Raw genomic sequence first — 12,642 nt, forward strand, 5'->3', positions numbered from 1 at the left:
CAGTGCGGGGGCTCTGGACGAGTTGCAGGCCGTGTTCGAGGCCGAGGGGGTGCGTACCTGGCGCATCCCCGTCGACTACGCCTCCCACTCCTGGCACGTCGACCGACTGCGCGAGAACGTCATGGACCTGCTGGCGCCGATCACCCCGCAAGCCGGTGACCTCCGCTTCTACTCCACCGTCACCGGGCAGTCGATCGACACCACCGCACTCGACGCGGACTACTGGTTCCGCAATCTCCGGGAAACCGTCGAGTTCGAGGCCGTCACCCGGCTGCTGCTGGCGGACGGCTTCGACACCTTCATCGAGTGCAGCCCCCACCCGGTTCTGGTCGCCGGTGTGCAGGAGACCATCGACAGTACGGACGTTCCCGCCCGCGGCCTCGGGACGCTGCGCCGCCACCACGGTGGCCCGGACAGCTTCCTGCGGTCGGCCGGGGAGGCCTTCACGGCGGGGGCCGTGGACCGCTGGAACCCGGCGGGCCAGAGCCGTGGCGGTCATGTCAACCTGCCGTCCTATCCGTTCGAGCGGGCGCGGTACTGGCTGACCCCGGACACCGGCCGTCGTGACGTCGGTGCGGTCGGGCTGACCGCGGCCGGCCATCCCCTGCTCGGCGCGGTCGTCGAGGGTGCGGCCGGCACGGTCTTCACCGGCCGGGTGTCCCTGGCCACGCATCCCTGGCTGGCTGATCACGAGGTGGCCGGCACCCTCGTGTTCCCCGGTGCCGCGTTCGTGGAGCTGGCGGTGTACGCGGCCGACCGGGTCGGCGGCGGCAGCGTCCGGGAGCTGACCGTGCGGACTCCGCTCGTCCTGCCCGAGCACGGCGCCGTACGACTGCGGGTGGAGGTGAGCGAGCCGGTCGCCGGCGAGAGCGGGCGAACGATTCGTATCGACGCCCGGCCGGACACGGGCGCGGCCACGTCCTGGACGTGTCACGCGACGGGTGTCCTGGATGCCGGGGCGCCGTCCCCGGACTGGGACCTCACGGCCTGGCCCCCCGCCGGGGCGCGGCCCGTGGACGTCTCCTACGAGAGTCTGGCCGCGCAGGGGTACCACTACGGTGCGGTGTTCCAGGGGCTGCACCGGATGTGGCGCCGCGACGACCACGTCTACGCCGAGATCGCCCTCCCCACCGAGCCCGACGCCTTCGCCCTCCACCCCGCCCTCCTCGACGCCACCCTCCACGCCGCGTGCACCGAGGGCCCCCGGCTGGCGACATCGTGGCGCGGAGTCGCCGTCCACGCGGTCGGCGCGTCCGCCCTGCGGGTGCGGATCGGCCCGGACCGCGCCGGCTCGGTGTCGGTGACGCTGGCCGACACCGTGGGCGATCCGGTCGCCGAGTTCACCGTCGGCACCACGCCCGTCGAACCCGGGGGCCTGCGGGCCGCCGGAGTCGCGCAACTCGGCCTGCTCCACAGGGAGGCATGGGTCGACCACCTCGCGAAGTCGTCGCCCCGGAGGGCGAACTGGGCCGTCGTGGGAGCGGATCCGCTCGGCGCAGCGGCGGGGCTGACGGCCGCGGGCGTGTACGCCCGGGCATACCCGGGACTCGACGCCCTGGCCGAAGCCGACGGGGACGCGCCGGAGTATCTGCTGCTCACCGCGCCGGCAGGCGCGGAGGTCGTCGCCACCGTGCGGGAGACACTGAGCCTGCTGGACGCGGTGCCGTCGGCCGAGAGGCTCGCCACGGCGACCGTGGTGTTCCTGACCACCGCCGCCGTGCCGGCCTTCGACCCTGCCGGCGCCGACCTCGCGGGCGCAGCGGTGTGGGGGCTTGTCCGGTCCGCGCAGGCGGAGAACCCCGGACGGTTCGTCCTCGCCGACGTGGACGCCGACGAGGCGTCCTGGCGTGCGCTGCCGAGGGCCGTCATGTCCGGCGAGCCGCAGATGGCCCTGCGGGAGGGTCGGGTGAGGGTGCCACGGCTCATCCCGGGCGCACCGGCGGGCACGACGGAGCGGTTCGCCGGTCACGAGGGCACCGTCCTGATCACCGGCGGGACCACACCCATGGGCGAGCGGCTGGCGCGGCACCTCGTCGCCGTGCACGGGGTACGGCATCTGCTGTTCACCGGCGCCGAAGCCCCCGAGCCGACCGTAGAACCCACCGTGCCGGGCGCCGCCGTCACCACCGCGGCGTGCGATCCGGCCGACCGCACGGCGCTTCGGGAGCTGATCGGCCGTCTGCCCGCGGAGCATCCGTTGACGATGGTCGTGCACATTCCGCGGACTCCGCCGCACGACAGGGCCCTGTCGGCTCCACCGTCCCAGGCTCCGGACGCGGTCGCCGACGTGGTGGGCGCGATGGTCGGTGCCGCGGAGGTCCTCGACCAGGAGATAGGGGAAGCCACCCTCGTCCTGTGCTCGTCGTTCGCCGGAACCGTCGGTGGTGCCGGAACCGCTGCCACGGCCGCCTCGGCGGCCGCGCTGGACGCGCTGGCGCGACGGCGCCGGGCGCGCGGCGCCCCCGCGGTGTCGCTGGCCTGGGGGCCCTGGACGCCGGGCGACGCACCGTCCCGTGGCGGGAACGCGGGAGTGGGCGTGCTGGGGGCGCGGGAGGCCGTCGCGCTGTTCGACACCGCCTGCCGCGCGGACGAACCCGTGTGGATCCCGGCCAGGCTGGACCTGGCCGAATTGACCCGGCAGGCCGAGGCCGGGGAGGCGCTGCCGCCGCTGTTCAGGTCGCTGGTCAGGACCACCGCCAAACGCACGGCGAGCGGAGGCGCGGTCTCGGTCACATCGCTGCGGCGACGGCTCACGTCGATGGCGGAGGCCGAACAGGACCGGACGCTGTACGGCCTGATCTCCGCACAGATCTCGGCGGTGCTCGGGCTGGAGTCGGCCGACGTGGTGCGGCCGAACCAGGTCCTGCTCGACTTCGGCTTCGACTCGCTGTCCATCCTGACGCTGCGGAACCGCCTCGCCTCGGCGACCGGTGTGCGTCTGGACACCGCGTCGATGTTCCACCGGTCGACACCGGACGACCTGGTCCAGCACCTCAAGCAGGCACTGCTCGACAACCGATCCGGCGGAGGAGCCGATGATGCACCCACCGATGACGCGGTCTGAGCGCGTCGTGGAACCGACAGGACGTGGCTATCTTCTGCTCGACGCGCATCCGGCCGGATGCTTCCGCAGCGTGGAGCTGATGCGGGCCGAGGTGCCGGTCCCGGGGAGGTCACCGGCGCGGCGGCCGGTGGCGCTGGTCATCGGGTCGAGCTCGGGCTACGGTCTGGCGAGCACGATCGCCGGGCTGGTGCGGTACGGCATCGACGGCGTGGGGATCGGCCTCGAACGGCCGGCAGGGCATCGCAGCGCCAGCGCCGGGTGGTACCGCACGGTCGCCACCGACGCGATCGCCCGCGAGCTCGGGGCGGACTTCTCGTTCCGCAACGCCGACGCCTTCGCCGACACCACGAAGACCGAGACGCTGGATCTGCTGGCCGAGCGGTTCGGCGGAGTGGACCACCTGATCTACAGCGTCGCCGCGCCCCGGCGTACCGACCCGAGGAGAGGCACGACCTACCAGTCGGTGCTCAAGCCGCTCGGCGCGCCGCACACCACCCGGAACCTGGAGTTCGGCGACGACGGGGCCGCGCAGGTGCGGGAGGTCACCGTCGCCCCGGCGACCGAGGCCGAGGCCGCCGCGACCGTGGGGGTCATGGGCGGTGAGGACTGGTCCCGCTGGATCACGGCGCTGGCCGAGCGCGGGCTGCTGCGGAGCGGCTTTCGCACGGTCGCCCTCACGTACATCGGCTCGCCGTTGACCTCGGCGATCTACCGCGGCGGCACGATCGGCGCCGCCAAGGCCGACCTGGAGTCCACCGCGCGCGCCCTGACCGAGCGGCTGGCCGCGGTGGGCGGCCGCGCCTTCACCTCGGTGAACGGCGCTCTGGTCACCCAGGCGCTGACGGCCATACCGGGCATCCCGCTCTACGTGAGTCTGCTCCGTGGCGTTCTCGGCGACCGTTTCCCGTCCCCCGTGGCGCAGTCGCTCGACCTGTGGCACCAGCTCACCGCGCGCCGGCCCGACGTGGACGACTCCGGCCGCATCCGCCTCGATGGCTGGGAGCTGTCCGAGCCGGTCCAGGCGGCGGTGGCCGAGCGCTGGCGGTCGATCACTCCCGAGACCGTCACCGCGCTGGCCGACACCGCGTGGTTCAGGGCCCAGTGCCGTGCCCTGTACGGCTTCGACGTCCCCGGCGTCGACTACACCGTCCCGGTCGAGACCGACCTGCCCTGGCCGCAGTCGTAGACATCGGAGTCCGCCCATGGGCATCTCGCTCCTCCCCGGCTGACCACCGCAGGGCGGTCAGCCGGGGAGGTCGGCTCAGCGGAAGTCGTCGGCGTGGTCGGCGGCCCATTGCGCGAACGTGTGCGCGGGTCTGCCGGTGATCCTGTCGACGATGACCGAGATGGGGGCCGGAACGCCGTCGGAGGCGGCCCACATGCGCAGGAGCGCTTCGGCCACATGCGACGGCGCCTTCTCGGCGAATTCCTCCCGCGCCTGCTCGACGGAGACCGTCTCCACCCGGATCGGGCGCCCGAGGGCCTCACCGATGTGCTCGACCTGGCGCCGCAGCGTCAGCGACTCGGATCCGTGGACGGTGTACGCCTGGTGGGAGTGACCGGTCTCGGTCAGAGCGGTCACGGCGAGCGCGGCCATGTCCTTCTCGTGGACGGGGGCGTTCTGCGCTTCCGGGTACGGAAGGCGCACGACGCCCTCCCCGCGGATCGCGTCCCCCCACCACCAACGGGCGTTGGTGGCGAACATGCCCGGCCTGATGAACGTCCAGTCCAGCCCCGACCGCTCGATGGCCAGCTCGACCGTCCGGTGCATCCGGGCTATCGGGTTCTGTTCGGAGGTGGCCATCACCACCGACACCGACGACAGCAGGACCACCTGCCGGACGCCGGCGGACCGCGCCGCCGCCACGAAGGCCTCGATCTCCTCCGGTTTGGCGTACAGGAACACCTTGTCGGCACCGGCCAGCACCGCGGGCAGGGTCTCGGGGCGCTCCAGGTCGGCCCGGAGGACCTCCAGCGCGGACGGGAAGCCGCCCGCTTCCGGGTCCCTGCTGGTACCTCTGACCTTCTCGCCGACGGCCAGCAGGCCGGCAGCGACATTGCGGCCGACGTTTCCACGTGCGCCGAAGACAACGGTAACCAATGATCCGACCTCCGCGTGGTTGATGGTGCGGGTGGAGCAGGCGTCGACCGTTCAGGTCTGCGAGCGGGCGGGAAGGGCGCGTTCCGCGACATAGGGGTCCGCTCGTCGGCCGCCGCCGGGCAACCGAGGCTTGCACGGGTCGCCGAAAAAAACAAACTGCGTACGCCGTACCGTCTTTTGCTATCCTGAATCCGTGGGGCCCACACGTGGACCGTCGAACACGCCTTGCTCCATGCGCAGTTGATGCTGCCTTGAGCAGGCCGAGTGGGTCGCCCGCGAGGGCGTGCACAGAGGGGAATCAGGTGAACAAGACGTATCCGCCGCCCAGCGCGGCGATCGACCCCGACCCGAGCAGGTCCTGGTTACGGCGAGCGTGGCCGCTGGTCCGGGCGCACCGGTGGATGTTCGGCGCGGCCCTGGTGATGTCCGGCGCCAGCATGCTGGTGGCCGTACAGGTGCCGAGGCTGATCCAGGACGCGGTGGACGACTCGATCGTGTCGGACAGGGTGCCGCTGTCGCACTACATGTGGTGGCTGGTCGGGATGACGGTGATCATGCTGGTCGTCGGCTACCTGTCCAAGCAACTGCTCTTCCGCGCCGCGGCCAGGATCGAGTACGACCTGCGCAACATCGTGTACGAGCACCTGACCGCCATGTCGTTCCCGTTCTACGACCGGATGCAGAGCGGTCAGCTCATCTCCCGTGCCAACTCCGACATCCGCGCGGTACAGATGTATCTGGCGTTCGCGCCGTACCTGCTGGTGCAGTCCGGTATCTCGCTGGTGTCGTTCGTGTACATGCTCGCGATCGACGTGCCGCTGGCCATCCTGGCCATGCTGCCGATGCCGCTGATGTTCGTGGCCAGCCGGCGCATGCAACGGTCCCTGTTCCCGGTGTCCTGGCTGATCCAGGCCCGGCTGGCCGATGTCGCGACCGTGGTGGACGAGAACGTCAACGGCGTCCGCGTGGTCAAGTCGTTCGCGGCCGAACGGAGCCAGCTCGCCTCGCTGCAGAAGACCGCGACGAGCGTCGCCTGGGCGAACGTGAAGGACGCCGATCTGCGCGCGCGGTGGACGCCCCTGGTGCAGAACCTGCCCCGCGTCGGCATGGCGATCGTGCTGCTGTACGGCGGATACCTGGTCATTCACGGGGAGCTGGGCGTCGGCGCGATCCTGGCCTTCAACGCCTATCTCATGATGCTCCAGGTTCCGTTCCAGGTGATCGGCAACCTGATCATGCTGGGACAGCGGTCGTCGGCCGCGGCCAAGCGGCTGTACGAGGTGCTGGACGAGAAGCCGGAGATCGCGGACGCCCCCGACGCGCGGGAGATCACCGGGCCGCGCGGTGACGTCCGATTCGACGAGGTCACCTTCGGCTACGGCGAGGGCCTCGACGTGCTGAAGGGCTTCTCGCTGCGGCTCCGCCCCGGCGAGACCGTGGCGCTGGTCGGCCGGACCGGCACCGGAAAGTCCACCGTGGCCAGACTGCTGCCGCGCTTCTACGACGTGCGCGCCGGCTCCGTCAGCGTGGACGGGCACGATGTGCGGGACCTGACCCTGAGCAGCCTTCGGGACGCCGTCGGCGTCGTACTGGACGAGCCGTTCCTGTTCTCCGCGTCGGTCCGCGACAACATCGCCTACGGGCGGCCGGACGCTGACATCACCGACATCGAGCGGGTGGCCCGGCTGGCCGGGGCCCACGAGTTCATCACCGAACTGTCCGAGGGCTACGACTCCGTCATCGGCGAACGCGGTTACACGCTGTCCGGCGGGCAGCGGCAGCGCATCGCGATCGCCCGGACACTGCTGGTGAATCCGCCGGTACTGGTGCTCGACGACGCAACCAGTGCCATCGACGTCCAGGTGGAGCAGGAGATCCACGCCGGGCTGCGGTCCCTGTTCGCCGGCCGGACGACGCTGATCGTCGCGCACCGGCTGTCGACGATCAGCCTGGCCGACCGCGTGGTGCTGCTGGACGGCGGCCGGATCGTCGCGGACGGCACGCACAGGGAACTGCTCGCGAGCACGCCGCTGTACGCGGAAGTGCTGGCGCAGGCGGACGAGAGCATCGAGGAACTGGGGAGTGTGGGCCGATGACGTCTCCCACGGGAGGTGGCGCCGCGTTCAACGGAGGCGGCAGGGCCACCGCGCCCGGTCTGCCCTTCGCCGGAGTGCCGCCGGAGATGCAGGCGAGCGTCGACACGTTGCTGAAGACCGAGCCGGAACATCCCGAGCCACAGGTCGTGTTCGAGCACGGCCGGCCCGATCCCGACGGCGCCGGGCTGAGTCTGCGGCGGCTGATCCGCCCGTACTGGCCGATCGTGCTGCTGGCCGGCGTGTTCGTGGCCCTGGAGGCGCTGACGCTCCAGGCAGGTCCGAAGCTGACCCAGATCGGCATCGACGACGGCATCACGGCGAAGGACTTCGGCACACTGGTGCTGGTCGCGGTCGCGTACCTGATCAGTCTGGTGGTCACCGGTGCCGCGCAGGCCGCGCGGGTCAAGGTGACCGGGCGGATCGCCGCGTGGGTGATGAACGACCTGCGGGTGCGGGTCTTCACCCAGCTGCAGCGGCTCTCGCTGAACTTCTACACCGGCGAGAAGTCCGGCGTGATCATGACCCGGATGACCAGCGACATCGAGAACCTCCAGGCGTTGCTGCAGGACGGTCTGGCACAGTTCGCCGTCCAGGGCCTGACCATGGTCGTCGTCACGGTGGTGCTGTTCACCTTCGACGTGCGGCTGGCACTGATCACCGTCGTACTGGTCGTGCCCGTCCTGACCGCGCTGTCCGTGTGGTTCCACCGGGCGTCCGGCAAGGGCTACGTGCGGGTGCGGGACACCATCGCCGCCGTCATCGCCGATCTCTCCGAGAGCCTGCAGGGGGTGCGCATCGTCACGGCGCACAACCGGCAGCGGCACAACATCGAGCAACACCGACAGGTCACGGGCACCTACTACGACGCCAATGTCCGCACCGGACGCATCAACTCGATCTACACGCCGAGCACCCAGGTCATCGGTGTCGCGGGGCAGCTCGCGCTGCTGGCCATCGGTGCCGGGATGGTCGCCGACGGGGAGCTGACCATCGGCGAGCTGGTGGCGTTCCTGCTCTCCCTGGGCGCCTTCTTCCAGCCCATCCAGCAACTGGTGCAGCTCTACAACACCTACCAGCAGGGACAGTCGTCGATCGTGAAGCTCAGGGAACTCCTGAGCACGCGGGCGGAGGTCGAGGAGGCTCCCGGAGCCGTCGACCTGCCGAAGGTCGAGGGCGAGATCGTCTTCGAGGACGTCACCTTCGGCTATGTTCCCGACCGGCCGGTGATCTCCGAGGTGTCGCTGAACATCCGGGCCGGTGAGACCGTGGCGTTCGTCGGCCCCACCGGTGCCGGAAAGTCCACCCTCGCCAAACTGGTCACCCGGTTCTACGACCCGACGTCCGGCCGGATCCTCATCGACGGACGCGACCTCCGGGACGTGCGGATGGAGTCCCTCCGCCGGCAGATCGGCGTCGTTCCGCAGGAACCCTTCCTGTTCGCCGGGCCGCTCCGGGACAACATCCGTTTCGCCGTCCCGGACGCCTCCGACGACCGGGTCCGCGAGGCGCTGCGGGTGGTCGGCCTGGTCGACGTGGTCGAGCGGCTGCCCGACGGCCTCGACACGGTCGTCCAGGAGCGGGGCCAGTCGCTGTCCTCCGGCGAGCGGCAACTCGTCGCCCTGGCACGGGCCTTCCTGGCCCAGCCCCGGGTGCTGGTCCTGGACGAGGCCACGTCCAACCTGGACCTTCAGTCCGAGACCAAGATCGAGCAGGCCCTGGACGTGCTGCTGGAGGGTCGCACCGCGATCCTGATCGCACACCGGCTCTCCACCGCGATGAAGGCCGACCGCATCGTCGTGGTCGACGAGGGCCGCATCGTCGAGGTCGGTGCGCACGACCAGCTCGTCGCCGCAGACGGCAGGTACACCCAGATGTACGCCGTCTGGACCGATCAGGCCGCCGAGGCCCACTGAGGTGCCTCGCGCGTCCCGCTCCCGGCCACGGAGCGGGACGCGAGCGCCCGGGCCACGGGCACGAAGAGATGTGAAATCCTCGACGTCGGACGTGAGGACGGTGACCGGGCCCGGCTGGGCGTGGGGGCGAGCCCGGCGACCCAACCGGCGGCGAACAGAGGTCCGTTGCGGCGGCCGTGGCGCCCGGCCAGGAGCAGCACGACCCCCACCACCGGGAACGGGCTGAGTCCCACCGCGAGCGCCGCCGGCAGCACGGCTCCGATTGCCTCGATCAGCAACTGCCGTTCCCTTCAGCGCCGGTGCATCGGTCGACGAGCCTTTCGACCAACGATCGGCGGGCCCGGAAGGCGACGGCTGCGTCCCGGAAACGGCAACAAAGATTGTTCTGGATTCCGGGTGGGCCGCACCCTGGCGGCGGAGGTGATCGCCATGACCGGCGCCCACAAGGAAAACAGTGTTCGAACCTCGTACGACGTGATCGTCATAGGCGGCGGGGCGGGTGGGCTCAATGCCGCGCTCGTGCTCGCGCGGGCGCGGCGCAGTGTCGCCGTCGTCGACGCCGGGGAGCCCCGTAACGCTCCTTCGGCCCACATGCACAGCTTCCTCTCCCGTGACGGAGTGTCGCCGCTGACCGTGCTCGAGACCGGGCGGGCCGAGATCGCGCGCTACGGGGCCGTGCGGATCGAGGGGCGCGTCGACCAGGTCGAGGCGCGTGACGAGGGCGGCTTCGTCGTGCGGCTCGACGGCGGTGCTTCGCTCGACGCGCGGCACGTCGTGCTCGCCACGGGACTGCGCGACCAGCTGCCCGAGATCCCCGGAGTGCGGGCGCTGTGGGGTGGGGACGTGCACTTCTGCCCGTACTGCCACGGTTACGAGGTGCGGGACCAGCGGATCGTCGTGCTCGGTGTTCATCCGGCCTCCGCCGGACAGGCGCTGCTGCTGCGACAGTGGTCGCACGACGTCGTGTACGTCTCCCACGACCGGCCGCTCGGTGACGACGAGCGTGAGCGCATGGACGCCCGCGGCGTTCAGGTGGTCGAGGGGTCCGTGGCCACCCTGCTCAGCAAGGACGGGCGCCTTCACGCCGTAGAGCTCACCGACGGCCGCACCGTCGACTGCGCCGGTGTCTTCCTCTTCCCGAAGATGAGTCCGAACGACTCCGCCCTCGACGGGCTGGGCTGCGAGCGCGACGAGCAGGGCTGGCTGGTCACCGACCGTGCGGGGCGCACCAGTCGCCCCGGCCTCTGGGCCGTCGGCAACGTGGTGGACTCCCGCGCCCAGGCCGTCACCGCGGCCGGCATGGGGGCCGCGGCCGCGTTCGCGCTCAACCACGACCTGGTCGACGAGGAGATCCAGAGGGATCTCCTGGCCCATCGGGCCTCCCAGGACGAAGGGGCCGTCCCCGCGGCCTGATTCTCCGTCCTTCCGGCGTCCGTCCGTGCGCCGCCTCCCCCTCCTCGCCCGTCTCCGGCTCAGTCGCCGGAGGCGGGCGTTCGGCCTGTCGGCCTGGCGCGGATGTGCATGCGTTCGCCCTGGCGTCCGAAGAGGCTGAGGACCTCGACCGAGCCCTGTCCCGTGCTGCCGAACCAGTGCGGCAGCCGGGTGTCGAACTCGGCCACCTCACCCGGGTCCAGGACGATGTCGTGGTCGGCCAGGACGAGCCGGAGCCGTCCGGAGAGCACGTACAGCCACTCGTATCCCTCGTGGGTGCACAGCTCCGGTGTGTCGCGGCCGGCCGGGAGGACCATCTTGTAGCTCTGCAGCGGGCCCGGCTGCCGGGTCAGCGGCAGCACCGTGTTGCCGTTCACCGCGTGCGGCTTGAGCCGGACCCTCGGGTCGCCCACGTCTGGGGCACCGACCAGTTCGTCGATCGGGACCTGGTGGGCCTGGGCGATGGGCAGCAGCAGTTCCAGGCTGGGGCGGCGCTGGCCGGCCTCCAGGCGCGAGAGGGTGCTCTTGGAGATTCCGGTGACCTCCGACAGGGCGGCGAGGGTGACACCGCGGGCGGTGCGCAACCGCTTGAGTCGGGGACCGACCGCGGACAGGGCCTGGGCGATGGGCGAGGGCTGCTCCACGCCGTCATTACATGCACTTGTTCCGGAATTTGCAAAGGGAGGTGCTGTTTTCGGACGTCGATGTGGCGGCCGTCCAGGCACGCCCCTTCGCGTGGCCCACGCCTGCCCCACGCGTGCGCCCCGCCCGTCGCGCGCCGGGGGTGGGGCGCGCGGCGGACGGGGCGGGTCCCGCTGCAGAGGTTCTGCGTCAGAGGCCTGGTGCCGGCGGCCTCGCATCGGGGGCCGTGCGTCAGAGGCCCAGTGAGCGGCCGATGAGTTCCTTCATCACCTCCGTCGTCCCGCCGTAGATGGTCTGCACCCGGCTGTTGGCCCACTCCCGGGAGATCGCGCTCTCCTTGAGGTAGCCGAAACCGCCGTGGATCTGGAGGCAGCGGTTGGCGATGTCCACCTGGAGCTCGGTCGTCCACCACTTCACCTTCGCGGCGTCCGTCACCGACAGGCGGCCCGCGTCGAGCTCCGTGATGCAGTGGTCGACAAAGACCTGAGCGATCGTCAGCTCGGTTTCCATCGTCGCCAGTTGGAAGCGATTGTGCTGAAAGGTGCCTATCGGCCGGCCGAAGGCCTCGCGGGTCTTCGCGTACTCCAGCGTGTCGGCGAGCATCCGTTCCGCCGCCCCCACCGCCACGGTCGCGATGCTGAGCCGCTCCCGGGGCAGTCCGGCCATCATGTAGGCGAGGCCGGCGTTCTCCTTGCCGATCAGGTTCTCGGCCGGCACCCGGCAGTCGTCGAAGAACAGCTCGCAGGTGTCGCTGGCGTGCCAGCCGAGCTTCTCCATGCGCCGGCCGCGGGTCAGCCCGGGCGTGCCGCGCTCCACCACCAGCAGGCTGATGCCCTGGGCGCCGCGGTCGGGGGCGGTCTTCGCCGCGACCACGACGACGTCGGCGTTCTCGCCGTTGGTGATGAAGGTCTTCTGCCCGTTGAGGACGTACGCGTCCCCGTCCCGTACCGCGGTCGTCCGGATGTCGGCGACGTTGGAGCCGGCGTCCGGCTCGCTCATCGCGATGGCGGCGATCAGTTCGCCCGCGCACAGTCCGGGCAGCCAGCGTTTGCGCTGGTCCTCGGTGGTCCGGTCGGCGAGGTACGTGGCGATGACGTCGTTGTGCGCCACGAAGCCGGGCGCGGTGGCCCGGGCCCACATGATCTCCCGCTGGAACACCGCCGGATAGCGGTAGTCCGGCTCGCCGCCTCCGCCGTACGCCGGGTCGACGCCGATGCCGAGGAGTCCGGCCCGGCCCGCCGCCCGCCACACCGAGCGGTCGACGATGCCCTCGCGTTCCCAGCGGGCGTGGTGCGGGAGGACCTCGCGGTGCAGGAACTCCCGGCAGGTTTCCCGGAACTGTTCGTGCTCCGGCTGGTATCGCGACCGCGGGCCGCTCGTGCTCCGCGCCATGAC

At 71.2% G+C, this 12,642-nt stretch carries 9 protein-coding genes; 5 read left to right on the top strand and 4 right to left on the bottom strand.

The genetic code is table 11. The annotated features are described in order from the left end of the window. The coding region (locus tag IF00_RS0137935) for a type I polyketide synthase (RefSeq protein WP_037640131.1) at nt 1-3,064 on the top strand (3,064 nt) is incomplete at its 5' end. Next, nucleotides 3,051-4,250, top strand: a complete 1,200-nt coding sequence (gene fabV / locus IF00_RS0137940) for an enoyl-[acyl-carrier-protein] reductase FabV (protein ID WP_167346907.1) — start codon at nt 3,051-3,053, stop codon at nt 4,248-4,250. The genes IF00_RS0137935 and fabV, both read left to right, overlap by 14 nt. 75 nt (nt 4,251-4,325) lie before the next feature. Here the strand turns inward: fabV and IF00_RS0137945 are convergent, their stop codons facing one another. Next, the gene (locus IF00_RS0137945; protein ID WP_030326245.1) at nt 4,326-5,165 is read right to left on the bottom strand and encodes an NAD(P)H-binding protein; all 840 of its coding nucleotides are present in this window, start codon (nt 5,163-5,165) and stop codon (nt 4,326-4,328) included. Nucleotides 5,166-5,467: 302 nt separating this feature from the next. Here IF00_RS0137945 and IF00_RS0137950 point away from each other — a divergent pair, with 302 nt between their 5' ends. Continuing rightward, entirely contained in the window at nt 5,468-7,261 is a 1,794-nt protein-coding gene (locus IF00_RS0137950) for an ABC transporter ATP-binding protein (protein WP_030326247.1), read from the top strand. Next, nucleotides 7,258-9,174: an ABC transporter ATP-binding protein gene (locus IF00_RS0137955; protein WP_030326248.1), complete on the top strand. Its 1,917-nt coding sequence runs from the start codon at nt 7,258-7,260 to the stop codon at nt 9,172-9,174. Before IF00_RS0137950 ends, IF00_RS0137955 begins: the two co-directional genes overlap by 4 nt. Here the strand turns inward: IF00_RS0137955 and IF00_RS0137960 are convergent. Continuing rightward, nucleotides 9,153-9,452 carry a sulfite exporter TauE/SafE family protein gene (locus tag IF00_RS0137960; RefSeq protein ID WP_030326250.1) on the bottom strand — a complete coding sequence of 100 codons (300 nt, stop codon included), beginning with the start codon at nt 9,450-9,452 and terminating at the stop codon, nt 9,153-9,155. The two genes, IF00_RS0137955 and IF00_RS0137960, sit on opposite strands and share 22 nt — an antisense overlap. 118 nt (nt 9,453-9,570) lie before the next feature. Between IF00_RS0137960 and IF00_RS0137965 the strand changes: the two genes are divergently transcribed. Beyond that, the gene (locus IF00_RS0137965) at nt 9,571-10,587 is read left to right on the top strand and encodes an NAD(P)/FAD-dependent oxidoreductase (protein ID WP_342451069.1); all 1,017 of its coding nucleotides are present in this window, start codon (nt 9,571-9,573) and stop codon (nt 10,585-10,587) included. Between the two features lie 59 nt (nt 10,588-10,646). Here IF00_RS0137965 and IF00_RS0137970 read toward each other — a convergent pair whose 3' ends face one another. Then, nucleotides 10,647-11,249 carry a helix-turn-helix domain-containing protein gene (locus IF00_RS0137970; RefSeq protein WP_030326254.1) on the bottom strand — a complete coding sequence of 201 codons (603 nt, stop codon included), beginning with the start codon at nt 11,247-11,249 and terminating at the stop codon, nt 10,647-10,649. 229 nt (nt 11,250-11,478) lie between these two features. Further along, nucleotides 11,479-12,639, bottom strand: coding sequence for an acyl-CoA dehydrogenase family protein (locus IF00_RS0137975; RefSeq protein WP_030326256.1), 1,161 nt, complete (start codon nt 12,637-12,639; stop codon nt 11,479-11,481). Nucleotides 12,640-12,642: the final 3 nt, after the last annotated feature.

The organism is Streptomyces flavochromogenes (assembly GCF_000717595.1).
GTDB classification, from domain to species: domain Bacteria; phylum Actinomycetota; class Actinomycetes; order Streptomycetales; family Streptomycetaceae; genus Streptomyces; species Streptomyces flavochromogenes.